This is a genomic window from Acinetobacter sp. ACZLY 512, from assembly GCF_023614015.1.
Lineage (GTDB): Bacteria > Pseudomonadota > Gammaproteobacteria > Pseudomonadales > Moraxellaceae > Acinetobacter > Acinetobacter soli.
Window position 1 is genome coordinate 86418 of sequence record NZ_JAKIVI010000008.1, and the last position, 26536, is coordinate 112953.

General features: G+C 45.2%; 23 protein-coding genes. 11 read left to right on the forward strand and 12 right to left on the reverse strand.

The annotated features are described in order from the left end of the window. Positions 1-42 precede the first annotated feature (42 nt). Positions 43-1230, reverse strand: a complete 1188-nt coding sequence (locus L2096_RS10285; protein WP_250365365.1) for an ammonium transporter — start codon at positions 1228-1230, stop codon at positions 43-45. Positions 1231-1436: 206 nt separating this feature from the next. Then, complete coding sequence (locus L2096_RS10290) at positions 1437-1940, reverse strand: hypothetical protein (protein WP_250365366.1); 504 nt, start codon at positions 1938-1940, stop codon at positions 1437-1439. 95 nt (positions 1941-2035) lie between these two features. Here L2096_RS10290 and L2096_RS10295 point away from each other — a divergent pair, with 95 nt between their 5' ends. Next, positions 2036-2944: an AEC family transporter gene (locus L2096_RS10295; RefSeq protein ID WP_250365367.1), complete on the forward strand. Its 909-nt coding sequence runs from the start codon at positions 2036-2038 to the stop codon at positions 2942-2944. A 36-nt stretch (positions 2945-2980) separates the two neighbouring features. Here the strand turns inward: L2096_RS10295 and L2096_RS10300 are convergent, their stop codons facing one another. After that, a complete protein-coding gene (locus L2096_RS10300) occupies positions 2981-3592 on the reverse strand; it encodes a hypothetical protein (protein WP_250365368.1) in 612 nt (203 codons plus the stop codon). Positions 3593-3759: 167 nt separating this feature from the next. Between L2096_RS10300 and L2096_RS10305 the strand changes: the two genes are divergently transcribed. Then, the gene (locus L2096_RS10305; RefSeq protein WP_250365369.1) at positions 3760-4785 is read left to right on the forward strand and encodes a molecular chaperone DnaJ; all 1026 of its coding nucleotides are present in this window, start codon (positions 3760-3762) and stop codon (positions 4783-4785) included. Between the two features lie 248 nt (positions 4786-5033). Next, positions 5034-5375: a DHCW motif cupin fold protein gene (locus L2096_RS10310; protein ID WP_250365370.1), complete on the forward strand. Its 342-nt coding sequence runs from the start codon at positions 5034-5036 to the stop codon at positions 5373-5375. Between the two features lie 71 nt (positions 5376-5446). Here the strand turns inward: L2096_RS10310 and L2096_RS10315 are convergent, their stop codons facing one another. Next, complete coding sequence (locus L2096_RS10315; protein WP_250365371.1) at positions 5447-8350, reverse strand: valine--tRNA ligase; 2904 nt, start codon at positions 8348-8350, stop codon at positions 5447-5449. Between the two features lie 178 nt (positions 8351-8528). Between L2096_RS10315 and L2096_RS10320 the strand changes: the two genes are divergently transcribed. Next, a complete protein-coding gene (locus L2096_RS10320; protein ID WP_048765904.1) occupies positions 8529-9209 on the forward strand; it encodes a hypothetical protein in 681 nt (226 codons plus the stop codon). A gap of 26 nt (positions 9210-9235) precedes the next feature. Beyond that, a complete protein-coding gene (locus L2096_RS10325; RefSeq protein ID WP_250365372.1) occupies positions 9236-10042 on the forward strand; it encodes an SDR family NAD(P)-dependent oxidoreductase in 807 nt (268 codons plus the stop codon). 82 nt (positions 10043-10124) lie between these two features. On the opposite strand, the gene L2096_RS10330 is transcribed toward L2096_RS10325, so the two are convergent. The 8 genes from L2096_RS10330 to sdsA all read right to left on the reverse strand — a co-directional run bounded on the left by L2096_RS10330 (position 10125) and on the right by sdsA (position 20811). Then, positions 10125-10568: a YbjQ family protein gene (locus L2096_RS10330; RefSeq protein ID WP_004941094.1), complete on the reverse strand. Its 444-nt coding sequence runs from the start codon at positions 10566-10568 to the stop codon at positions 10125-10127. A gap of 14 nt (positions 10569-10582) precedes the next feature. Next, complete coding sequence (locus tag L2096_RS10335; RefSeq protein ID WP_004941091.1) at positions 10583-10930, reverse strand: YbjQ family protein; 348 nt, start codon at positions 10928-10930, stop codon at positions 10583-10585. A 111-nt stretch (positions 10931-11041) separates the two neighbouring features. After that, positions 11042-12493, reverse strand: a complete 1452-nt coding sequence (gene adeK, locus L2096_RS10340; protein WP_250365384.1) for a multidrug efflux RND transporter AdeIJK outer membrane channel subunit AdeK — start codon at positions 12491-12493, stop codon at positions 11042-11044. Next, positions 12493-15672, reverse strand: coding sequence for a multidrug efflux RND transporter permease subunit AdeJ (gene adeJ, locus L2096_RS10345; protein WP_004941086.1), 3180 nt, complete (start codon positions 15670-15672; stop codon positions 12493-12495). Before adeJ ends, adeK begins: the two co-directional genes overlap by 1 nt. A gap of 12 nt (positions 15673-15684) precedes the next feature. Next, on the reverse strand, positions 15685-16959 hold the full coding sequence (locus L2096_RS10350; protein WP_004941084.1) for an AdeA/AdeI family multidrug efflux RND transporter periplasmic adaptor subunit: 1275 nt from the start codon (positions 16957-16959) through the stop codon (positions 15685-15687). Then, positions 16956-17597 (reverse strand): phosphatase PAP2 family protein, encoded by a 642-nt coding sequence (locus L2096_RS10355; RefSeq protein WP_004943251.1) that lies wholly within the window; start codon positions 17595-17597, stop codon positions 16956-16958. The genes L2096_RS10350 and L2096_RS10355 overlap by 4 nt, the downstream gene beginning before the upstream one ends. A 152-nt stretch (positions 17598-17749) precedes the next feature. Next, entirely contained in the window at positions 17750-19804 is a 2055-nt protein-coding gene (locus L2096_RS10360; protein ID WP_250365373.1) for a site-specific recombinase, read from the reverse strand. 29 nt (positions 19805-19833) lie between these two features. After that, positions 19834-20811: an All-trans-nonaprenyl-diphosphate synthase gene (sdsA, locus tag L2096_RS10365; RefSeq protein ID WP_004941075.1), complete on the reverse strand. Its 978-nt coding sequence runs from the start codon at positions 20809-20811 to the stop codon at positions 19834-19836. 441 nt (positions 20812-21252) lie between these two features. Here sdsA and rplU point away from each other — a divergent pair, with 441 nt between their 5' ends. The 6 genes from rplU (at position 21253) to cysG (ending at position 26521) form a co-directional block, all read left to right on the forward strand. Beyond that, a complete protein-coding gene (rplU, locus tag L2096_RS10370; RefSeq protein ID WP_004941071.1) occupies positions 21253-21564 on the forward strand; it encodes a 50S ribosomal protein L21 in 312 nt (103 codons plus the stop codon). An 18-nt stretch (positions 21565-21582) separates the two neighbouring features. Next, positions 21583-21840 carry a 50S ribosomal protein L27 gene (gene rpmA, locus L2096_RS10375; RefSeq protein WP_004929519.1) on the forward strand — a complete coding sequence of 86 codons (258 nt, stop codon included), beginning with the start codon at positions 21583-21585 and terminating at the stop codon, positions 21838-21840. 202 nt (positions 21841-22042) lie between these two features. After that, the gene (gene lolA / locus L2096_RS10380) at positions 22043-22735 is read left to right on the forward strand and encodes an outer membrane lipoprotein periplasmic chaperone LolA (protein ID WP_004941067.1); all 693 of its coding nucleotides are present in this window, start codon (positions 22043-22045) and stop codon (positions 22733-22735) included. A 134-nt stretch (positions 22736-22869) separates the two neighbouring features. Then, on the forward strand, positions 22870-23655 hold the full coding sequence (locus L2096_RS10385) for an RsiV family protein (protein WP_004941066.1): 786 nt from the start codon (positions 22870-22872) through the stop codon (positions 23653-23655). Positions 23656-23790: 135 nt separating this feature from the next. Further along, positions 23791-25062: a serine--tRNA ligase gene (gene serS, locus L2096_RS10390; protein WP_004941063.1), complete on the forward strand. Its 1272-nt coding sequence runs from the start codon at positions 23791-23793 to the stop codon at positions 25060-25062. Positions 25063-25126: 64 nt separating this feature from the next. Further along, entirely contained in the window at positions 25127-26521 is a 1395-nt protein-coding gene (gene cysG, locus L2096_RS10395) for a siroheme synthase CysG (RefSeq protein WP_004941062.1), read from the forward strand. Positions 26522-26536: the final 15 nt, after the last annotated feature.

Consider the following 26536-nt stretch of genomic DNA (forward strand, 5'->3'; position numbering starts at 1 on the left):
AAAGCGACTCAGAGAGTCGCAAAAGCACAAACGGGTGCGGGATTAAAACATTCCATCTTCAGAATTTGCAGAGATTTTATGAATAGACAAGTCTGCACCACGAAATTCATCTTCTTGGCTTAAACGAATGCCCATCACGGCCTTGAGTAGGCCATACACCACAAATCCACCCAGCACAGCAATTATAATTGCAAGACCCGTACCAATCAGTTGAGACATCATCGAGACACCGCCCAAGCCTCCAAACGCCTTTTGTCCAAATATCCCTACTGCAAGGCCTCCAAGGGCACCACAGACGCCATGTAAAGGCCACACACCAAGTACATCATCAACCTTGAGCTTGTTTTGTGTATAGGTAAACAGCTTCACAAAGATCACACCTGCCACAACACCGATCACCAATGCACTTACAGGATGCACAATATCTGACCCTGCACAGATGGCGACCAAGCCTGCCAGTGGGCCGTTGTGTAAAAAGCCGGGGTCATTTTTACCCATAAAGTTGGCGCTTAAGGTGCCGCCCACCATCGCCATTAGTGAATTGATGGCCACCAAGCCTGAAATCGCATCGACACGCTGGGCACTCATCACATTAAAACCAAACCAGCCCACAATTAAAATCCAAGACCCTAGCGCTAAAAAGGGAATGGACGAGGGCGGATGAGCACTGACACGTCCGTCTTTTTTATAACGACCATTTCGTGCGCCCAGTAAAATCACAGCGATTAGCGCAATCCAGCCGCCCATGGCATGTACCACCACTGAGCCGGCAAAATCGTGAAAGCTGGCGCCAAATTGGCTTTCGAGCCATTTTTGTAGACCAAAGTTACCGTTCCATGCCATACCTTCAAACAGTGGATACACCAACGCCACCAGTGCAAACGTGGCAATGGCCTGTGGACGCATTTTGGCACGCTCGGCAATACCACCCGAAATAATGGCCGGAATGGCAGCGGCAAAGGTCAGTAAAAAGAAACAGCGCATCAGGTTATAACCATGATCCGCGGCGAGCACAGCACCCGTTTGAAAGAAGCTGTGCCCATAGGAGATGTAGTAGCCTACAAAAAAGTAAGCAATTGCAGAAATAGAAAAATCGGTCAGAATCTTACTGAGCGCATTGACCTGATTCTTATGCCGCACGGTGCCCAGCTCTAAAAAGGCAAACCCAGCATGCATGGCCAGAACCAGCACTGCGCCGAGCAATAAGAAAAATAAATCGACATTTTGCATAATTTGCTCAAAAAAAGTGCTTAAATCCAGCTTGGTTGCATATAAAAAATGATTTATGCACCAAAATGGTTAAGAAAATCTAAAGGGTGATTAACCACAACGCACGGTTGGGTTAATTTGCCTATTCAAAGCAAAAAACGCACCAATATTGGATTAAAATTTAAAGCTTCCGATAAGCGTGGTGCAGACTGAGCAAAAAGAGTGCTCTAAGGTGGGCTGATCTGACACGCTTTGCCTTCATATTCGTAACGATGAAAACGATAATTGCTGCCATCCCAGCGCAAAACAGGAAAGCAGAACCCCGGCCCACCTACCGAAACGTCGGGCATACGATTTTTTCCTGTCGATTTTAATAATTCGGGCACACCTGTACCATCGTAGCGCACGCGCCACACATCTTGCGCCGTTTTGCTTAATAGCACAAACCCCATACCTGTCAGTCCATAACAGCCAGTATCTGCACTACTGACAATGGCCTCGGGTAAACGGTCATGGTTGATATCTTGATACAGCTCAAGCATTGGCTCACCACATTCGGATTGCCACTTATTGTGATGAAACTGAAAACCGGCAGCTTTAAAAATCGCACGCTTTTCTGCTAATCGGGCGTTTACTGTTTCGGCAAAACTGGTAGTCGAGAACAAACAACTTATAGTAAAGACGCAGGTGAGAAGTGACCGGATATTCATGGTTGCTTTATTTTTGTTCATTTGCTTAAGTTTAACGCAAATTTTAAGCCTGATCCGATTTTTGCGCATAGAATGAATCAGGATTTAAAAATAACGATAGTAGACACTGATCGAACATGGCTCATATCTTTCTTGCACTTTTCCCCCTAATTGCGCTCATTGCGACAGGGTATCTGTTTAAAACCTATCAATTTTTTAGTGCAGAATTTTGGGCAGGCGCAGAGAAACTCAATTATTACGTGCTCTTTCCAGCGCTACTGTTTCATACCCTTGTTACGGCCAAAATTGATTTTCAGAATCTAAAGTACGTGATTTTCGCGATGTTTGCAGTTATTGCTGTGGCCACCGCTGTGCTGTATGGCATCAAGTATTTCAAAAATATCCGACCGGCACGCTTTGGTGTGCATGTACAAAGTATTGTGCGTTTTAATACCTATATTGGCTTGGCTTTGGTGGCAGCGCTCTATCACAAAGAGGGCATGGCGATCTTGGCTATTTTGCTGGCGGTAAGTATTCCGGTGGTGAATGTAATTTCGGTGCTGTCACTTACCTCAAGTGAAAATATGGCTCTTAAACCTGTATTACTGGCATTACTGAAAAATCCGCTCATTGTCTCTTGTCTATTTGGTGGTGTATTTAATGCACTCCAGATTCCGCTGTGGGACGGTATTTTAAATTTACTCAAGCTGTTTTCATCGTCTAGCTTACCTTTGGGGTTACTTTGTGTAGGCGCAGCGTTACAGTTTATGGAAATGAAAAAAGATATGCCCGCCTTGCTACTCGATACCGCTGCGCGTTTGCTTGTTATGCCTGCGCTGGCTTATGGGGTGTGTATGTGGATGGGTTTATCGGCGCTTGAAACCCAGATCATGGTGGTCTTTTTTGCATTGCCTACGGCATCTGCGGCTTACATTTTAACCAAAGTGCTGCGTGGTGATAGTCAGCTTATGGCAGCGGTGATTAGCTTACAAACCCTGTGTGCGGCCGTGACCTTACCGCTGGTGATTTGGTGGGTGGGCCAATAAGTTAACGTCTTTCAATGCTGTATGGCGTATTGTCTGCTAGCATAAATACACCCGTTGAATGGTTTTCTCTTTTAAATAAAACAGAGATGCGGCACAGGTCGCATCTGCCGTACTGGCTTCAACACCTTCATTTTTTAAAATCAGACGAGCCTCTTTGGGCGCTTCTTCAAAAGGTACAATATCGGCACCATCCAGTTTCGACATATCTACAAAATTTTCTCCTCGTTCAGTTGGCTCAAACGTGGTGAATACATTTAAATCATAATCGTGACTGTCATTTTGGTAGTAATACACGTCCTTGCTGTTACCAAGGCGAAACTCAAACAAATATTGTAAGCCTTTGGCATTCGGATTCTTAAGTACCCGAAACGCATCAGGGTGGCCATCACCATTCGCATCGATGATAAGCGGTTGTTTTAAATAGGTGCGATCGACCACATAACCTTCTGGTAAAGGCGTAGGGTTATCTACCAAATACGTTGGCTTTGAAGCAACTTGCGCCTTCATGTGAGCGGCGGGTTGATCGGTATTTGTTTCTTGCTTTACTGCTGCGTGTTGTGGTGCAGTATTTTGCGTTGTCGAAGGGGCTTGCGGGCTACAGGCACTGAATACACCCACCAACCACAATATGCCATATTGCTTTTTCATGTTGATCTTCTTGTATTAAAAATAGCCCATGCTGGGTGCTTTATGGTAACGCTTAAATTGAAAATCTTAAAGTTGATGTTATCGGCAGAGAAGCCGAGTATTTATGGTGAGATATCTTCCTGTGAATATTGTTGCTACACTTTTTCATTTTTAGGCGGTAGATGACTATGTCTTTTGATCTTAAGGTTACGATCAAGAAAAAGGGAGACGTATCTGGGCCGCAGAAAAAACTGAATGTGCTGATTGAGAAAATTGAACAACAAAAAACGATACTGGCGGCATGGCAAAATGCGCAAACCGAGATCCAGCACTACACCCGGCAAAAGCTGTTGCCTTTGTATCACGAATTGCACGAACTCTGGTTTCAGCAGCTCACCCAGCTTTGGAACGTATTGCATCAACATGAATTTTCTAAAACAGAGATCGCCAAGCTTGACGAGAAAATTGCCCAGCTTGCAAAGCGCTTAAAGCATTCTCAGATGCTCAATGCCGAACAGCTTAAACAGGTAATTCAAATAGATACCTTTTATCGCCAGCACGCCGAGCACAATCAGCGCAAAGCTCCAAAAGAAGTGTCAGCGTATGTCGAACCTATACAAAATACAGCGCATGATTTCGACCCAGAAGGTATAGCCGAAGACGATTTTGAGCGCTATGCAGCCGATCAACAACAGGCACGTGAACAGGCCAAGCAGTTACGGCAGCAACAAAAACGCGAACAGGCCGAGCAGATGGCGGCGCAATCACTCAAAACGGTGTATTTAAAAATAGCCGCCATAATTCACCCAGATCGTGAGCAGAATGAAACTAAAAAAGTAGAAAAAACTGAGCTGTTTCAACAAGCCAGCCAAGCCTATGAACAGCAGGATTTATTTTATTTACTCAAAATGCAGCTACAGCTTGAGCAAAATAAAGGAGCTACCTCAAAAGAGCTTAGCCCCGAGCTAGTGAAATTTTATAAATTGGCTTTAGATGCGCAAAGTCAGCAGCTTGAAAGCCAGATTGATGACATTCTAAACTCGTTTCAACTGGTTAAAAAACTCAAAACCAATCAGGTACATATCAGTGATGTGTATAAAGCCATTGATGCAGATGCTACTGAGTTAAAGCAGCATGTGAAATGGGAAAAAGACTGTTTAAAGTATATGAAAAAGGTGAGTGGGGTGAAGATGTTGTTAGAAAATCTATATTGAAATGATGGTTATCTTTTATAAAAATCTATGAAATTTGGCAGTTATATAATGGCTGAGATAAATATTTTATAGAATTTGTATAAGGCCGTCATATTATGTTTAATCGTTTAGCAGAAAGACTTCTATTTTATAGAAAAACTCAAAATGTGGAGTGAGTGAAACTAAATTTGACTACTAAGATAAAAAGTTATTTTTAAAAAATAAATTAAGTATATATTTTTAGATCAATCAATATTGTGGAATGACATATGAATATTTTCCCTTTTCCTTTTCAAGTGACTGATTGGGAAAAAATAGAAACAATAGAATATAGCGGTGAGACGGGAAAAGCGTACTGGAAAACACAGTATTTTGGTGAAGAGAATAATAAAATTAGAGTCAGAATAGTAGAGTATTCAGCTAATTACTTAGCTGATCATTGGTGTGAAAAAGGTCATATTTTATTTTGTCTTGAGGGTTCGCTTGAAAGTAGATTAAAAGATGGCAGAACTTTTACTCTAAGCAAAGGAATGAGCTATCAAGTCGGCGATCATGCAGAACCACATCAATCATTTAGCCTAAATGGTGCCACATTACTGATTGTTGATTGATTAGATTATTAAATATAAAGGGCTGAATAATCAGCCCTTTATACAATAAATTAGATTAAATATGCAACAAATTAAAGCGCAGCAATCTGTTCCATGCTTTGCTTAATTTTAACAAGCTGATCAGCAAACTCAGCCAATTTCACTTTTTCACCCTCAACAACTGCAGCTGGAGCTTTGGCAACAAAACCTTCATTAGCAAGTTTGTTGGCAATCTGGTCGTGCTGCTTTTGTACTTTATCCAAATCTTTCTGTAAGCGGCCCAATTCTGCTTTCGGGTCGATCAAGCCTTTCATTGGAACAAATACAGACGCATGGCCCACAACACTAGAAGACGACAATGGCGGCTCTTCACCTTGTGCCAAGAACGTAATGCTTTCTACTTTGGCCAAAGCTTTAAAGAGCGGCTGAATACGTTCGATCTGTGTGCGTTCGCTGTCAGAGATGTTTTGAAGCAACACTGGCAACAAGCGGGCATTACCCAAGCCCATTTCACCACGGATATTACGTACAGCACCAATCAAGCCTTGAAGCCATTGCATATCGGCTTCGGCTTGTTCATTCATTTTTGCAGCTTCCGGCACTGGGTATTTCGCCGTCATGATGGTGTCGCCACCTTTACCAATCATTGGTGCAAGCGTCTGCCAGATTTCTTCGGTCAGATACGGCATCAGTGGGTGCGCCAAACGAAGTGAGGCTTCCATCACTGCAAGCAATACGCGGCGAACTTCTGCTTTACGTTCTTCCGAAACTTCTGCATCGTTCAAAACTGGCTTGGTCAGCTCGACATACCAGTCGCAGTATTCGTTCCAAATGAAGTCATAAATGGTTTGCGCAGCAAGATCCAGACGATACGTTGCAAATGCCTGATGTACCGCTTGCTCCGCTTTTTGTAGGCGGCTCATGATCCATTGCTCTGGCAATTCCCATAGCTCTGGGCGAGCTTCCTGAGCAACGGTTTGACCTTCTACGTTCATGAGTACGAAGCGGGTCGCGTTCCAGATTTTGTTACAGAAATTACGGTAGCCTTCTACACGCTTCAAATCAAACTTAATGTCACGGCCAGTGTTGGCAAGGGCACAGAACGTGAAACGCACGGCATCTGTACCATACGAGTTAATTCCTTCTGGGAATTCTTTACGTGTGGCTTTTTCAATTTTTTCGGCTTGTTTCGGGTTCATCAAACCAAAAGTACGTTTTTGTACCAAGCTTTCAAGATCAATCCCGTCAATCAAATCGAGCGGATCAAGTACGTTACCTTTCGATTTCGACATCTTCTGGCCTTCGCCATCACGTACCAAACCATGTACATAGACGGTCTTAAACGGCACTTGTGGCGTACCATCCTCATTCTTCATGAAGTGCATGGTCATCATGATCATACGCGCCACCCAGAAGAAGATAATGTCAAAACCAGTCACCAACACATCGGTCGGGTGGAAGGTATTGAGGAAATAGTTTTCCGCATCTTTCTTGGCATCGCCTGTCCAGCCCAAGGTCGAGAATGTCCAGAGGCCCGAAGAGAACCATGTGTCTAACACGTCTTCGTCTTGTTGAAGCGTAAGATCGGCAGCAAGGTTGTTTTTCGCACGAACTTCTTCTTCGTTACGGCCAACATATACATTGCCTTCAGCGTCGTACCATGCCGGAATACGGTGACCCCACCACAACTGACGTGAAATACACCAGTCTTGAATGTTGTTCATCCATGCCATATACATGTTGGTGTATTGCTCTGGTACAAACTTGATGCGTCCGTCTTGAACTGCTTCAATTGCAGGCTGTGCTAATGGGGCAATTTTTACATACCACTGGTCGGTTAAAAGCGGCTCTACAATCACGCCTGAACGGTCACCGCGTGGCGCTTTGAGGTCATACGGCTGAATCTGGTCTAACCAGCCTTCTGCTTCGGCTTGTGCAACCAGTTTCTTACGTGCAGCAAAACGCTCCAAGCCAACATAATCTGCTGGCGCTGCAATTGCGTCAGAAATTTGTTCGCCAGCTTTTGCAATATATTCAAACTCAGCCAGAACTTCGGCATTTTTATTGAAGATATTGATAATTGGCAAATCGTGGCGTTTACCCAAGTCGTAATCGTTAAAGTCGTGTGCAGGGGTGATTTTGACACAGCCTGTTCCGAAATCTTTTTCGACGTATTCATCGGCAACAATCGGAACCAAACGGCCCGTAATTGGCAACACAATATTTTTGCCAATTAAGTGCGCATAGCGTTCGTCTTCCGGATGTACCGCAACCGCAGTATCGCCTAATAGCGTTTCAGGACGCGTCGTGGCCACCACAAGGAAATCATGGCCATCTTGGGTTTTGAGTGACTTGTCTTCAAAGAAATATTTGAAATGCCACAACGAGCCTTTTTCTTCAACCGACTCAACTTCAAGATCAGACAGCGCCGTTTGTAGTTTCGGGTCCCAGTTTACCAAGCGTTTACCGCGGTAAATCAAACCTTGCTCATGCAGTTGAACAAACACTTCTTTTACTGCATTAGACAAACCATCGTCCATGGTAAAGCGTTCACGCGACCAGTCGACCGAAGAACCCAAACGACGAATCTGTTTGGTGATGGTGCCGCCAGATTGCTCTTTCCATTCCCAGACTTTGTCAATAAATTGCTCACGGCCCAAATCGTGACGGCTAACATTTTGTGCAGCCAACTGACGCTCTACGACCATTTGCGTGGCAATACCCGCGTGGTCGGTTCCCGGCTGCCATAAGGTATTTTTACCCATCATGCGGTTGTAGCGGGTGAGGGCATCCATAATGGCATTGTTAAAGCCGTGCCCCATGTGCAAGCTACCGGTGACGTTTGGCGGCGGAATCATAATACAAAACGAGTCACCTTGACCGGATGGCTTAAAGTAGCCTTTCTCTTCCCAGATTTGATACCATTTTCTTTCAATATCAGTGGGATCATAGGTGGTTGCGATGTTTTGGGCAGATTGAGCGTTGGCGTCAGTCATAGTAAAAATCAAAAATGAATAAAAAATTGCGACTATTGTAGCAAAAAATACATCGGAATTAATGCTTAACTCATCGACAAAAAATTTACCTGCTCGGTAAAACACGCTAGATTAAACCCAAACGCAGACATTCATGTCTTTACATGGATATCACACAATAAAATGCGAGGGATGCTTCATGGGATATGCTGTATTTCTTAAAATCGATGAGGCCACGCATCATCATTTTGATCAGATTCATGCCCAGCTCAATCAGGGCACTACACAGCCGCAGTCCAAGCAATTGGGAATCGTACTTTCCGACATTTCCTGTCAAATCATTCAGCAAGTCTTTGGCGATATGCTGGCACAGCAAAAGCACAAGCCCGATCAGTCCTTCATCAAACAAATCGACGAGTCTGAAAAAGTCATTCAGCAGGTCATGGCCACCATGAAAAAATATTTGCCGTGGTCAGTTTCATTTTTTAGCAATGAACGTCTGCTGCCACTGGTCAATTATCTGGCAAGTACCTTTCGAACAGAAGCGCAGACCACCTATATGCGCTACAGCCTCGATTCGGTCTTGGTGCAGGATACCTTCTCTGCGGTCGATAAAGTCCGCGCAGGGCAAGCCGTATATGTACCCAAAGCTTTTCAGGCGCTCACACAAATTGTCGATCAGGGCGTTACACAGCTCATTCGGACACCGAAGCAGCTCCTTAAGTTTAATCTGGTGGTCGATAAAACCTTAAACGGTGTGATTCATATGACCACGCATCTGGGCTACAAGCGTCTAGAAAAGCTGGGCACGCAAATTGACCCTGATATGGCAAATGACTATATTGAACACTTTATGGCATTTTTAAAAAAAGAAGCCTAACACATTTATTTATAGGGTAAATTCTAATGTCAAAATTCAACTCGCTCGAAAATAAAGTGGTCTGGATTACAGGGGCATCTTCAGGTTTGGGTAAAGCCTTGGCACGTGAGTGTGCCTTACAAGGGGCACAGGTAATCTTAACTGCACGTCGTTATGATGAACTCGAAGCGGTGCGAGTGGGGCTGTTTAAACCAGAACAACATCTGTCTGTGGCTGCCGACATTACCGACGAATCTCAAGTGCGTCATGCCTATGCAGAAGTGTTAGCACAAAAAGGACGTATCGATTGGCTCATCAATAATGCGGGCCTGAGTCAACGCGCACTCATTCAAGACACCACCATGCAAACCGAACGTGCGATTATGGAAATTGATTATTTCTCGCAAGTGTTTCTGACCAAAACTGTATTGCCGACTTTTTTACAGCAAAAATCTGGACGTATTGCCTATGTGTCGAGTGTCGCGGGTTTGCTCGGAACACAGTACCGTGGCAGTTATTCGGCAGCCAAAGCCGCTATTCATATGTGGGCCAACAGCTTGCGTGCCGAAGTGGCAGAGCAGGGCGTTGGGGTTTCGGTGATCTTTCCCGGTTTTGTGAAAACCAATGTGTCACTCAATGCACTCAATGGAGAGGGAAAACCTCAAGGCCATCAAGATGAAGCCATTGAAAATGGTTTGGAGCCAGATGTATTTGCTCAAACCGTAGTTCGAGCACTGATCAATGATGAAGAATACATTGTAGTTGGTGGTGCCAAAGAAAAGTTAGGCGTACTGGTGTCTCGCTTATCGCCATCACTCTTGTACAAAATGATCCGTAAAACCAAAGTGAAATAATCAAGCAGTTCAATCTCGTTCAAGGATGCAAAATATCGCGTCCTTGTCGAGTGAGTTTTTAATCGATGACTTACTCAGCCACTCAGCGGACTGTTTGGTTAATCGCGGTACCATAGGCGAAGACTTCAACCATTCCGCCTTGCATGCCCAGTTCGGTGGTACTTAAACGTAGCCCCATAATATGCGTGCATCCACATTGCTGCGCCTGAAGTTTGAGCCTAACAATCGCTTCGCGCCGTGCCCGCTCTACCACGGTTTCATAGCTGGTGAGTCTGCCACCAAAGAAATTTTGAATATTGGCAATGATGTATTTAAAGTAATCGTGGGAAATTACCACATTACTTGAAACGAATTGTCCCGGCTGAACAGGTTGTACAAAACGATTGGTATCGATTTGAATATGCGCCAGTAGTCGTTCTTTTTGTTCTAATTCTTTGAGGTGTTTACGCTCAAAGTATCTTCCAAATCCCCAGCCCACGACAAAGAGCACCACAAAAACGCCAAGCTGAAAAATAAGATTTTCCATGCAGTTGCCCTTGTTTACTGAAACGGATCGGGAAGCTTGGGCGTATTGGGCTGCACAATCACGGCTGTGCCGTATACAAACAGCTCCGAAGCACCTTGAGTAATATTGGAGGTCGAAAAGCGAATCCCTACAATGGCATTGGCACCGAGTTGTTGGGCTTTGGCAATCATACGTTGCATCGCTTCTTGACGCGATTCTTCTAACAGCTCGGTGTAGGCAGTCAGCTCACCACCCACAATGTTTTTAAGTCCTGCCAGCAAATCACGACCAACATGCTTGCTTCGAACAGTACTTCCATACACCACGTCGAGTTGCTGCGTAATGTGATGGCCTGGCATATTTTCTAAATTACTTAATAACATACAGTTTTCTTCTTGGCATAATAAATATCAAGATAAGAAAAAAGAAACCACGTTGCAATGAAAAACACATAAAAAAAAGCCCACCGAAGTGAGCTTTTCTAGAGCATTTGATTATTTTTTATGGCGTTCTGCACTCGATGCCGGATAGGTTACCGTCTGGGTTGAGGTTGCTTTTACACCGCCGCCCAAGGTTTTATACAGCTCGACCTGATTGTTTAAATTGGCTTGTTGAAGCAAAAGTAAACCCTGTTCCGCCGAGTACGAGGTACGCTGTGCATCGAGTACAGTCAAGTAACCGTCAATACCCGCACGGAAACGCGCAGTAGAGAGGGTATAGTTACGGTTCGTTGCTTCCACCAAACGACGCTGTGCCTGTAAACGATCGCCAATGTTATTGCGTGTTGCCAGAGCATCATTTACTTCACGAAATGCGGTTTGAATCGACTTTTCGTAACTTGCTAAAGCCAACTGCTGGTCGGTTTTAGAGATGTTGACATTGGCACGGCGCGTACCCCAGTCAAAAATTGGTAAGTCGAGACTTGGACCAATCGACCAGATACCTGCACCCGATTTAAACAAATCGCTCAATTCAGTTGACGCATAACCCGCCGATCCGGTGAGTGTAATCGTTGGAAATAATGCGGCTTTTGCTGCACCAATATTGGCACCTGCTGCACTGAGTTGATATTCCGAAGATTTCACATCTGGGCGGTTATTAAGTAAGTCACTTGGTAAACCCGTAGCAAAAATACTTTCACGCGTAATTGAACTGACCGGCTGATTCGGTAGCAAGTTTTGTGGCACTTGCTGACCCACCAATAGATCGAGCAGGTTTTTGGCCTGGGCCATCTGAGTCTTGTAGTTGGCAACGTCATCACGTGCTGTTTCAACTGAAATTTGAGCCTGACGCAGCGGTACTTCACTATCAATACCCACATCAAAACGTTTTTTATTCAGGTTGTACGCATCGAGCTGTGATTTCAATGTTTGATCAGCCAGTTTTAAATTGGCAGTTGCAAACGAATAGCTCAACCATGCCTGAGCCACCTGACTCACCAGACTGATCTGGGTGGAGTCACGTGCTGCTTGTGTCGAGAGGTAATTGTCGAGTGCTGCATCTTTTAAGCTACGAACACGTCCCCAAAAATCCAGCTCATAGGCAGTCACGCCTAAACCGACCTGATACGTCGAGTAAGGATTGTTTGGATCACGTGTAGACGACACTTGACGAATCGCACTACCACTGGCACCAATGGTAGGTAACTGATCGTTTTTGGTAATCTGATACTGTTGTTGCGCACGCTGAATATTCAGTGCAGCAGTGCGTAGATCACGGTTATTGTTGAGCGCCAAATCAATCACTTGCAATAAGCGAGGATCAGAGAAAAAGTCTTTGTAGCCTTGCTCAGCAATAGACGGTCCTGAAGTATTTGAACTGTAGCTTGCAGGGATATCGGCTTTGGCAACTGGTTCTGGGCCACGCATGCTTTGACACGCGGTCAAAGCAAGCGCAAGTGCAGATACCGCAATGCTACGACCTGAAATAGACCATACTTTTTGCATCACGATCTGTGCTCCTGATTGTTGATGGTTTTAGGTTTGTACTTAAAGACACTTCGAATCCACACGAAGAACAATGGAATAAAGAAGATACCTAAAAGTGTTGAGCTGATCACACCGCCAAGAACACCATAGCCGACTGAATGCTGACTACCTGCACCTGCACCAGAGGCAAGCGCGAGAGGAAGTACACCAAAGCCGAAGGCGAGCGTGGTCATGATGATTGGACGTAGACGCATTTTAGCGGCATGTAAGGTCGCTTCAAGTAAGTCTTCACCTTTTTCTTGCAGTTCTTTGGCAAACTCGACAATCAAGATCGCATTTTTTGCCGACAAACCAATCACCGCAATCATGGCAACTTGGAAGTAAATGTTATTGGATAAGTTCGGATCGCCTTTAATCATCGAACCAAAGAAGGTTAACAAAACGGCACCAAATACACCCAATGGCACCACCAGTAAGACCGAAAACGGAATCGACCAGCTTTCATACAGTGCAGCCAAGCACAAGAATACGATCAGCAACGACAATGCGTACAAGAATGGTGCCTGAGCGCCTGATTCGCGTTCTTCAAGCGATAAGCCAGTCCACTCATAGTCAAAGCCTTGTAAGCCCATCGATGGCAATTTGTTAACAATCTCTTCCATAGCCATCATGGCATCGCCCGAGCTGACACCCGTTGCTGGAGTACCTTGAAGGTTGACCGAAGACACACCGTTATAACGCTCAAGGCGTGGTGAACCATAGGTCCATTCGCCTGTCGCAAAGGCAGAGAACGGAACCATGGTGCCCGCACTATTACGAACATACCATTTGTCTAGATCGCCTGGCATCATGCGGCTGGCCGCATCACCTTGCAAGTAGACTTTTTTCACACGACCACGATCTACGAAATCGTTAATGTAAGATCCGCCCCATGCAATACTCATGGTGGTGTTGATATCGGAGATACTTACACCCATCGAACCTGCTTTGGCCTGATCGATATTGATTTGATATTGCGGTGTATCTTCTTGCCCGTTAGGACGAACACCCGTTAAGCGCTTGTCTTGTGCGGCCATACCCAAAATGGCATTACGCGCAGCAATCAGCTTGTCATGGCCTTGTCCGCTTGAATCTTTCAACTGCAAGTTAAAGCCTGCTGTGACACCGAGTTCAGGCATCGACGGCAATTGCAACGGAATAATGTACGATGCGTCTTTGACGATCATATTCAGTGCCATACCGCGCTGGATGATATTCCCAATCTGGGTTTCAGGCGTGGTTCGCTCACTCCAGTCTTTTAGACGAATAAAGGCAAGACCTGCGTTTTGACCCACACCGGTAAATGAGAAGCCCGATACAGTAAAGATCGACTGAACCGAATCTTTTTCCTTATCGAGGAAATAGTTGGTCATGGTATCAATGACTTTACCAGTTCGGTCTAAGGTCGCATTTGGTGGTAACTGCACTAAGGTCAGTACGATACCTTGGTCTTCTTCTGGTAAGAAAGATGATGGCAGTTTGACAAAAACAAAGACCAAAATCCCGACCACAGCAGCATACAAAAGTCCAGAGAATAACTTGTGATGCAACATGCGCCCCACACCATTTTGATAGCCATTCGATAGACGATCAAAACTGTGGTTAAACCAGCGGAAAAAGCGGGCAAATACATTGTTACTTGGCTTTTTGTTTGGATCATGCTGTTTAAGCAAGGTCGCACACAGGGCAGGGGTGAAAGTCAGAGCTACGATTAGCGAGAGCACCATCGCGGTGACCAGCGTAATCGAAAACTGACGATAAATGACCCCGGTAGTGCCAGAGAAAAATGCCATCGGTACGAATACCGCAGAAAGTACACTGGTGATCCCGATCAGGGCGCCAGAAATTTGCTGCATCGAGTGTTCGGTCGCAGTGACGGGGTCACTGTGTTCTTCAGCCATTACCCGTTCGACGTTTTCGACCACCACAATTGCATCATCGACCAAGAGACCAATGGCCAGTACCATGGCAAACATGGTCAGGGTGTTGATGGAGAAGCCAAAAATATTGATGACGGCGAAGGTTCCGAGTACAACTACAGGCACTGCAAGCGTTGGAATAATCGTTGCACGCCAGTTTTGTAGGAACAAGAACATCACGATAAACACCAGTACCACAGCTTCAATCAGTGTATGTACAACACTTTCAATCGAGAGGCGGATAAACGGTGTTGTGTCATACGCAAGCTGATCTTTTAAACCGGCAGGGTAGTTCTTACGTAACTGTTCTAAACGGTTTTCAACAGCTTGTGCGGTGTCTAACGCATTGGCACCTGTTGCAAGCTTGATAGCAAGACCACCCGCAGCTTTGCCATTGTATTTCGACTCAAACTGATAATTGTCTGAACCAAGTTCTACACGCGCAACATCTTGGAGTCGAACTTGAGCACCACCTGCGGTGTTTTTCAAGAAGATATTACGGAATTCTTCTGGCGTTTGAAGCAGACTTTGCGCAGTTACTGTCGCGTTCAGAACTTGCCCATTGACGGCAGGTGCACCACCTAACTGACCCACTGCAACTTGCGCATTTTGAGCTTTAAGTGCAGTTGCTACGTCACTTGGTGTAAGTTGATAGCTGGTGAGTTTGGCTGGATCGAGCCAGATTCGCATAGCATAAGAGCCACCAAATACCTGAATCTCACCTACGCCTTCTACACGGCTAAGGGGTTCAGAAATATTTGAGTTTACGTAATCTTTAATGTCTGCATCAGACAGGCTGCCATCAGGTGAGTAAAATGCAATCACCTGTAAGAAGCTGCTGCCCGATTTGGTCACTTTCACGCCTTGGCGCTGTACATCTTCAGGTAAGAGTGCCGTTGCAGACTGCAACTTGTTTTGCACCTGTACCTGTGCGATATCTGGATCAATGCCTTGTTCAAAGTTTAATTGAATCGATGCCTGACCGTTACCAGCACTGTTTGATGAAATATAACGTAAGCCATCCAGACCATTCATCTGTTGCTCAATAATCTGTGTCACTGTGTTTTCAACAGTTTGAGCAGATGCACCTGGATAAGTTGCAGCAATAGTAATGGTAGGCGGCGCAATCGTAGGATATTGTGCAATTGGCATTTTGGTCAGCGTAAGAATACCCGCCAACATAATGACCAATGCAATCACCCACGCAAAAATGGGGCGATGAATAAAAAACTTAGCCATTCTGTCTACCCCTTATGTATTTGAAGTAGTTTTTTGATCAGAAGGCGCCTTGTTCTGTTCAGTCATTTGTGGCTTGCCTGAGGTTGCTCCTTGAGCAGCTGCACCTTGTGGAGCGGCTGATTGCTCAGGTTTGGCCTGATATGGCTCAACCTTCACCTGCTGGCCTTCTTTAACTTTGGCTACGCCATCGACAATGACTTTATCGCCCTGTTTCAAGCCGCCAGTCACAATCCAGTTTTGACCTTGAACGCCAGAGGTCTGGATTTGACGTGTTTCAACCACACCTTTGGCATTGGCAATCATTGCAGTGGCTTGACCCGTTGGCGTACGGGTAACCGCAGCTTGTGGAATCAAATATGCATTTGGAATAACGGCCTGTGCAATCTGCGCCGTGGCGTACATGCCCGGTAACAACAAGTGATTCGGGTTTGGGAACACCGCGCGTACCGTAATGGTGCCGGTTTCGGTGCTCACAGACGCATCAGAGAACGCCAATCGCCCTTCAATTGGATACATTGAACCATCTTCAAGACGAAGTTTGACTTTGGTGTTATTGCTGTTGTCTAGGCTACCTTTGCTCAGTTGCTGACGCAAACGAAGTAATTCGGCACTAGACTGCTGAATATCGACATAAATCGGATCAAGCTGTTGAATGCTGACCAATGCTGTGGTCTGGTTTGCAGTCACCAAAGCACCCGCTGTAACCGACGATTTACCCGATTGACCCGAAATAGGTGAGCGAATGGTCGAATAGCCCAGATCGACTTCTGCATTTTTCACTTGTGCGCGTGCAGCCGCAACTTGTGCTTCGGCAACGTTGACCTGACCCACTAAATCGTCATAATCCTGTTTGGCCACGGCATTGCTCGAAACCAATTGCTTATAACGGTTGAGTTTGGTTCTTAATGAACTGAGGTTGGCCTGTTGTTGCAACAGCGCAGCTTTTGCATTGTCGAGTGTGGCACGGTTGGTTCGAGAGTCGAGCTCATAAAGCGCTTGACCTTCACGTACGTAGCTGCCTTCTGCAAACAGGCGTTTTAAAATAATACCGCTGGTCTGTGGACGAACCTCAGAAATCTGGTACGCCGATGTGCGTCCAGACAATTCCACAGATTGTTCTACGCTTTGTGGTTGAGCAACAATGACACCTACTTGAGGAGGTGGCATCTGCTGTGCAGCTGCCGCTTGCTCAGCATTCTTGGAATCTTTGCTACAACCAACAAGTGCAATACTTGTTGCCAATGCGCAAGCAGTAAGGGCAGGAACCCAAAGCTTAGCCGACGTCATTCTTTCACCTCATTTAGATTCTTATCTAAAAATAATTTGTTTTTGTCTAACTTGGTTGTTAATAGCCCCAGCCAAAGCAACGAGGTCCAAATTAAACCAATGCCCCAGCCTGCCAATACATCGGTAGGATAGTGAACCCCGACGTAAACTCTTGAAACCCCCATCATGCCAAACCACAGCAAGGCCACAAATGCAATTGGGAAATACCGGGGATGGTGGCGGTAAATCAACAGCGCGAGGCCTGCAAGTGTGGCTGCATAAACACTGTGAGCACTTGGAAACGATGCACCATAACTGTTGACGATGTGATACATCTCTGGCGGACGCGGTCTATCGAAGCACCATTTAAAGAGCCACCCCAATCCTATACTGCCCAGCACACTTAAAACGATAAAGACAACAATTGCTTTTTTACCGTTTAAGAAGTGGATAAGGCACCACAGCACAGTAACAAGAAGCACCGCAGGCATACCACCCAAGAAAGCAAGTCCGGTTGAAAGATGGTCAAATGCTGGATTCCTATGTTCACTCAACAACTGTACGACAGAAATGTCCCAAAACTGAGCGGTAGGAGAAAATAAAGCAGAAACGCCAACAATGAAAAAAATACAACCAATACAAAGCAGTAGGTATGGCATCACAGCAACCTTTACTGTTACCGAGGCCTTTGGCCAAGGATTGTGGAGTTAAAGTGTACTTTCGAGTACACTTTTTTTCAAGTCTAATATGCCTGATAGTAATTTCATTCTGAACAATTTTTAAGTTGCTTTAACATTACACAACAAAATTGTTAATGTTTTGTTTTTTCTGATTGAGTTAAAGGGTCTTCGACTTCAACCGGTTGTTTTGGTGGCCAAAAAAAGTCGCTTGGACGGGTCAAAAAGTGGGTCATCACCAGTTTTGCCAAGGGTTTCCACTGCTCAAAACGTACGCGTCGCGCGCGCAATGCCACGATGACCGTTAAGGTAAAGCTGACAAATAAGTTGGTTAAACCAATCATCAGTACGCCCAAAAAAGAAACCACGATCAGACCGATGTCGGGTGAGCCATTGATGTTCATCAAGCCTTGAATAAAGTTCGCCGATGCAAAGGCAATATGACGAATATCGAGAGGTAGTCCCAAAATAAAGCCAATCGTGCCCATACTGCCAAGCATGATTCCGAATAAGAAATTACCTGCCAATGCCCCCAAGTTGCGTTCGACATAATCGGCAAAACGGTCTAAACGAGCTTGTCCCATCAGTCTGACTAAACGTATATCCGCTTTTAAGCGTGGACCGACTTTACGATAAACCGCCATATTGTCAAAGTAACCTGCAATCAAACCAGACAAAAATAAGCACACACCTGCAATCGCCGCATGTGGCACTGCCAGTGAGGTAAACGGATTTAAATCGTGCAGGGTTTTGGCGGCCTTGGCGTTGGTCATCAGTGGCTCATCGAGATTAAAATGCCACATAAACGCGATAAACGCCGCCACTGGTATTGCAATTGAGATATTGCCCAAAATTGCAATCAATTGGGTGCGGATAATATTAATAATGAGGGCCGCCAGTTCAGCCAGTTGTGCGTTTTTAGAACCTCTGCGCTGTTGTACGGTAGCTGCCAGAGCGGCAGCTGTCATGGCCGGTTGTTTGGTTGCCACGGTAAAGTGCAAGATATGAATCAGGACAAACCCCAGTGAGTAATTCATACTGTATACAAATGCCTGCATCAGCGGTGCCAATGTGACTCGCGCCGCCAGCGTTTTCAGGGTTGCCATGACCGCAATAATCGCACCGGCACCGGCGGCGGCCTTATACATTCCCAAAAAGCCTTTTTTGTCGGTACTCACATAGTGTTCGCCAGTTTTACTGGCATTTTCGGTGACTTGTAGAGCAATCAGTTCACTGTTGGTGCTGAGCAGCGCACGCACACTTTTTTCACTATAATGCGCGGCAGTTAAATCCTTGAGCAGCTCGCCCAAAGCACGGTGTCGGCGCTGTTGATCTGCCACTACAATGGTCAGCAACAACTCAATCCGGTCTAAACACTGCTCAAGCAGCGAGAGCAGGTAGGTCAGGCTTAAACTGACCCCGATGCGTTTGGTGGCACGGCGGATTTTCAGTACCACATCGCGGCATTGATCAAACATCACCAAAGCCTGTGAGGCATCTGGTGGTTCGAGTACTGCCACTTCATGGCCGGTGTATTGCAACTGTTTGTACTGCTCAATAAACTCAATGACTTCGCGATTTTGCACCAGAAATGGTGATTCGTATTCTGAGAGTTCTGGCTGGGCGTTAATAAATTCAGGATATAAACCAATGCCGCTGATTCGATACGACAATACGGTAATGGCAGTGATCATTTCGTCATGTACAACGCGTTTGCAGTCGACATTACCGTTACTTTGCCCTAGCACCTGAAACAGCTTATTCCAGCGTGCATCTTCAATGGCATCGAGCCAGTAACGATCACTTTTTTGATGAAATACTTGACCAATCAGGGTGCGTAAATCTTTGTGATCGATCAGGCTGGGCAACACATAAGCGCCCATGCGCTGAGAAAGCTGGTTCCAAAAACCATCCTGCGACAAAATGCCGCTGTCAGAGTACAAGCCACTTTGCTTGTACTGCTGGATCAAATGCAAAATAAACGCCTGTAGGGTATAGGCAGCATTGGGGGTGATCAGTAAGGATTGTACAAATGCATCAAATTTCTTATCGATCTCATCCAGATTGCGTGTGTCGGCAGGTCTCAAGCGATTAATGAGTTCGACTGCCAAAGATTCATCTAGTGCATTCGGGCTCTGTTCAAGCTGCGACTGCATGGTGGCATAAAGATCTAATAAGTGAATATGCATAGGCAACGTATGTGTAAATTTAGTTAGTTTTATTGAATTCGATGTAGCGCCATTTCTGTCAGGTTAAACAGTGCCTGACGTGCCTCACTTTCGGGAAGCTGACTCAACGCTGCGAGCGCGGCTTGGGTTTCTTCTTCAGCACGTTGGCGACAATAATCAAGTGCACCCGACTGCTGTACAATCTGAATCACCTGATCGAGTTGCTCGACTCCGCCCGTCGCAATACTGCGTCGGACAATAGCATGCTGCTCACCCGTGGTATGTTGTAATGCTGAAATTAACGGCAAAGTGGGTTTACCTTCCATCAAATCATCACCAATATTTTTACCTAATGTTTCGGCATCCGAGGTGTAATCTAAAATATCGTCAATGATTTGAAATGCATTACCAAAGTGCCCGGCAAAAAGACGTAGCGGCTCGCGGTATTGCGGTGTATTGGATAATATCGCTGCGCCTTCGGTGGCCAGTTCAAACAAACGCGACGTTTTGCCGTGAATAATATCTAAATAAGTTTGTTCGGTGGTCTCTGGGTCGTGTTGGGCTTGGAGCTGCAATACTTCACCTTCGGCAATTTCACAGGTACCTGTCGAGAAATCTTTTAAAAGCACCATATCATTTAAATCGACCAGCAAATCAAATGCGCGCGAAATCAGAAAGTCGCCTACCAAGACTGCGGTTTGGTTATTCCAGGTCGCATTCGCGGTTGGACGGCCGCGTCTTAAACCTGATTCATCGACCACATCGTCGTGTACCAGCGTAGCGGTATGCAGCATCTCAATAATCGCGGCAAGTTTACGGTGTGGCGCCAAGTCTTGTGCACCACAGGCCTTTGCAGCCAATAAACACATAATCGGACGCATACGTTTTCCGCCTGCCTCAACCACATGTTTACTGACCGCCATCACCAATGCGACTTTGGAAGTGATCCCTTCATTGATAAATTTATCCATCGCTGCAAAGTCGGTTGCAACAGGTGCGAGAATATCTTGCTTAAAGTCGATGGCCATTGAAGGGGAACCTCATCAATTTAGGGGAAACGTCACTAAAGGTGATATAGATTTAATTAAATCAGATACTTAATCAAAAAAAGCGAGCCTAGACTTATACGCCACAAGCATTTTTCTTGCAGAAAAAAACCAAAAGATTGACCTATAAATGAAACGCCAGATTTGAAAATTAAGCTCAATTTACAGTAGCAAGTTGTTTTTAAACTGTATTTGAGATTTTACACATATTCCGTTTAAAAGCTAGGTTGTGCTTTTATTTGCTTTGTGTTTAAGCGTATGCATGATCCATTTCGGCTTTAACATATTATTTTTTGTTCGCTTACTTGTTGTTTGGTCAAATTTCACTTAAAATCTGTCGCCTTATATATCCCAGTGGCGTTCGTTTTAAGTTCAGTATGTCCCTTTACTGACACGACGACACGGGCTGAGTTGGAGTACATTATGTACGCAGTAATCCAAAGCGGTGGTAAACAGCACCGTGTAGTTGAGGGTGAAACCCTTAAAGTTGAATTATTGAAAGCTGAAACCGGTTCAACTATTACGTTTGATGACGTACTTATGCTTGTAAACGGCGAAAGCATTCAAATCGGTGCTCCAGTTGTGGCTGGCGCTACAGTAACTGCAGAAGTGGTTGGTCATGGTCGTCACGACAAAATCCGCATCATCAAAATGCGTCGTCGTAAACACTACCGTAAGCAACAAGGTCACCGTCAATGGTTTACCGAGTTGAAAATTACTGGTATTTCAGGCTAATCACGAGGAGTAATAGACATGGCTTCTAAAAAAGCTGGTGGATCGACTAAAAACGGTCGTGATTCGAATCCTAAAATGTTAGGTGTTAAAATCTACGGTGGCCAATCAGTAACTGCTGGTAACATCATCGTACGTCAACGTGGTACTGAATTCCACGCTGGTGCTAACGTTGGTATGGGTCGTGACCATACATTATTTGCTACTGCTGATGGCGTAGTAAAGTTTGAAGTGAAGGGTCAGTTTGGCCGTCGCTATGTAACAGTTGAATCTGTATAAGATTTAGATTGTTTGAAAAAGCCCACGATGTGGGCTTTTTTTATATCTGAAAATAAAGATGCTCTCCATCATGATGAATAAAACTCACAAAGCAGCCGTATAAAACTACAAAATGTCTTATTTTTTCAATTCTTAGCATATAATTTGTCGGGTAATATAAAAATCAAATTGATTGAAACACAACGAAAGACAAGGTGATATTATGACGATGCTTCGTAAAACCATGTGTGCAATAACGATAAGCGCAGCAACGCTTGCACCTGTCATGAGCACGACAGTGTTTGCCGCGACGCCTGCATCGGAACAACAAGCCACTTCAAACTTGGTGAAGCAACTCACGGGTATTCAAAGCTTGAGTGCCAACTTTGAGCAAACCACTAAAGTAACCAACTCAAAAGCGCCACAAAAGAAAGGGCTGACAGCGCAGCACATGAACCAGACCTTTAAAGGGGTAATGAAAGTTGCGCGTCCAGGAAAGTTTTTCTGGGAAACCTCAACGCCGTCTAAACAGACCATTGTGACCACGGGTAAAACGGTCTGGATTTATGACCCTGATCTACAACAAGCGATTCGTCAGAGTCTAGATGAACAGGTTGCCAACACGCCTGCGCTGCTCCTTTCTGGAAATACCAGTCAGATTATGCAGTCTTATCGGGTGACTCAGCCAGATCGTAGTAAAACTTACTACACACTATATCCAAAAGACAGTGAGGGTGCCTTTCAAAGCCTGACCATCAGCTTTGGCGCCAATAAAGCACCAAGTTTGATGATTTTGCAAGATTCACTCGGTCAAACCACATATGTTCGATTTAATAACGTGAAGTTAAATGCTGCAATTCCGGCATCGACCTTTAATTTTACACCGCCAAAAGGCACGGATATTATCGATCAATAAGCCGTCAATATAAAAAAGCCGCGTATGCGGCTTTTTTTGTGCTCAGGCTACATAACTTCAATGTTCAGTTTAAAAGTGGCTTTGCTATAGTGAACTTCATTGAGATGACATGATCATAATAGAGAGGAGTGCATATGGCTTTATTACCTACAAGAAAAACAACTGTTCTGGTTTCAATATTCAGTGCCACTTTACTGATCAGTGCTTGCCAACCCAAATCTGATGCAAAGAATGAGCAAAAATCTACGACAACTCCCGCCGCTCAGCCCAGTATTCCCGCATTAAAGGCCAAAGTGGTCGCAGTCAAATTGCCAAAAAACAAGCTATGTTTAGAAGATGGGTGTACCACCTATAACTTTCAAAGTGTCGAAACCAATCAGCCTTGGATTGATGCATATTTTAGCGAACGTATTAAAAAGGCCGATCCAAATGCCTTTGCCAATTTACCCGATCAGGCTGTGAAGTTGCCTGATGGAATGCCGCAAGATGGCCAAAGTATGATTTACGTGCGTTATTTGGGGCAAAATTACAATCTGGCTTCATTTGAATTATTCACATATACCTATTCGGCAGGTGCAGCACATGGGATGTATCACAAAGAATACGTTATTTTCGATTTGGCTCATAAAAAGCATGTGACGGTGGCAGATTTAATCCAGACCGGAAAAGAGGCAACCCTACTTGATCGACTCTACAGTTATAATCAAAGCTGGCTGGATGAACATAGCATTTCACGAGAAAAGCTAAAACTGAGCGACAACTATTATTATGGCAATGACGGCATCGTGTTTGTCTATCCACTTTATGAACTGGCCTCGTATGCTGAAGGGCTTACAGAGCTGACCTTGCCGTATGATCAAGCCAAAGATGTGATTAAACCTGAGTACTTGCCGAGTCAGCCTGTCATGCAATCGCCTTAATCTGGCTAAATTGAGTCTGAATTCAGGAGTAAAGCTGATTTAAGTCATTTAAAATTGTCGTGAAGTGCTGACTGTATTTTTTGATGTGAAGCGCTTACACTATAAGGCAGTTTTTTCCTTAACTTTTGATTGACTATGATCGACCCAAAATTACTCAGAAATAATATTGAAGCTGTAAATCTGGCCCTTGCTAAACGTGGTGTTCAACTTGATCCAGCTGAATGGTCAGCACTGGAAGCACGCCGCAAGGAGCTTCAATCCAAAACTGAAAGTTTGCAGGCAGAACGTAATGCCGGGGCGAAGCAAGTTGGCCAAATCAAAAAAGCGGGGGGTGATGCATCAGAAATCATGACCCGCATGCAAGCAATTGCAGATGAGATCAAAGCTGCCGAGGTGGCTTTGGCTGATCTACAGGCAGAGATTGAACAAAAAGCGCTCACTATTCCAAACTTGCCGCATGAATCTGTGCCAGAAGGCAAAGATGAAAGTGATAATCTGGAAATATCTAAATGGGGCACGCCGCGTCAATTTGATTTTGAAATCAAAGACCATACCGACTTGGGCGAATGGATGGGGGGGCTGGAGTTTGAAACGGCCACTAAACTCACCGGTTCACGCTTTAGCGTATTAAAAGGGCCTTTGGCACGCTTACAGCGCGCTTTGACTCAATTTATGCTCGATACACATACCTTAAAAAATGGTTACACCGAAGCATACGTGCCGTATTTGGTTAATGCAGATAGTTTGCGTGGCACAGGGCAGTTACCAAAGTTTGAAGAAGACTTATTTAAGTTACAAGGCGAAAAAGAATACTATCTCATTCCTACCGCCGAAGTGCCAATCACCAACTTTGTGCGTGATGAAATTATCGATGCCGATCGTCTTCCGCTGAAGTATGCAGCGCACACACCGTGTTTTCGTAGTGAGGCTGGTTCGTATGGTCGTGACACCCGTGGTCTGATCCGTCAGCATCAGTTTGATAAAGTAGAAATGGTGCAGATCGTTAAACCAGAAGATTCTATGCAGGCACTCGAAGAATTGACTGCACATGCTGAAGGGATCTTGCAGGCACTCGGCTTGCCGTATCGCAAGATATTGCTGTGTGGTGGTGATATGGGCTTTGGTTCAACCAAAACGTATGACCTTGAAGTGTGGGTACCGAGTCAAAATACCTATCGTGAAATTTCATCATGTTCAAATATGGGCGACTTTCAGGCACGCCGCATGATGGCGCGTTATCGTAGTGAAGCCAAGAAAACCGAATTGGTCCATACCTTAAACGGCTCTGGACTGGCTGTTGGTCGTACACTTTTGGCGGTGATGGAAAACTATCAACGTGCAGATGGTTCAATCGAAATTCCAGAAGTGTTGCGTCCGTACATGGGTGGTGCAACGTTTATCGATTAATTGCATCGATTGTGTGCATGATTTTTGCTTTTACCCACCCAATGTTTTGATTCCGAGGTAGGCAGTGGAAATTTTTCCAATTTCGCTTAAGTTACAGCAACAGCGTTGTTTGATTGTGGGAGGTGGGCATATTGCCTACCGTAAAGCTGTCCTACTGGTTAAAGCGGGCGCAATTTTAGATGTGGTTGCACCCGAGATTAGCAGTGATTTAACTGCATTGATCGATCAAAGTCAGGGTACTGCGTATCACAAGCCTTTTGAAGACACTGATCTGGAGCGTGCTTATCGATTGGTAATTGCAGCCACTGATGTTGCAGCCGTAAATAAGCGAGTATTCGAGCAATGCGAAGCGCGAACGATCTTGGTCAATAGCGTCGATGACATTCCCAATTGCCGCTTTATGGTGCCTGCCATTATTGATCGTTCACCGCTACTAATTTCTGTGGCTTCAAATGGCGCATCACCTGTGCTCTCGCGTCAGCTTCGCACGCAGATTGAAACATTGGTGCCACACGGCATGGGTAAACTGGCCGAGTTTTCTGGTCGTTGGCGCAAACAAGTGAAGGCCCAGATTGAAAATCCAGATGAACGCCGTATTTTTTGGGAAGATTTATACAATAGTCCTTTAAAAGAGCAGGTGTTCAATGACAATCTGGATGCTGCAAACCAGATGATGACCGATGCACTGCAAAACTGGCGCACGCCTAAAGGTGAAGTGTATTTGGTCGGGGCTGGCCCGGGAGATCCAGAATTACTTACACTCAAAGCGTTACGCTTGATGCAGCAGGCCGATGTCGTTATTTATGACCGGTTGGTCTCTGCGCCAATTATGGAACTATGCCGTCGAGATGCAGACAAAGTCTATGTCGGGAAGGCGCGTTCAAATCATAGTGTGCCCCAAGAAGGCATCAATGAGTTGTTGGTCAAGTATGCGCAGGCCGGTAAACGAGTTTGTCGACTCAAAGGCGGTGATCCGTTTATCTTTGGCCGTGGGGGCGAAGAAATTCAGGAGCTTTTTGCTGCGGGTATTCCGTTTCAGGTGGTGCCCGGCATTACCGCTGCTTCGGGATGCTCGGCATATGCCGGTATTCCACTTACTCATCGTGACTATGCGCAGAGCGTACGGTTTTTAACAGGACACTTAAAAGCCGGATCTCCAGAGCTGCCATGGAAAGAGCTGGTCTATGAAAATCAGACCTTAGTGCTGTATATGGGGCTGGTCGGACTTGAACAGATTTGCGAGCAACTGATTGAACATGGTCAGCGGCCTGATATGCCTGTGGCCCTGATTTCAAAGGGTACTACGCCAGAGCAAAAAGTTGTTGTGGGAACATTACAGACCATCGCATCGAAAGTACTTGAGCACCACATTCATGCACCGACGCTGACGATTATTGGTGAAGTGGTGAATTTACGTGATCAGCTTCAATGGCATGATTCAGGGTCGAAAATTGCCTAATCCCATCCGTTCAGG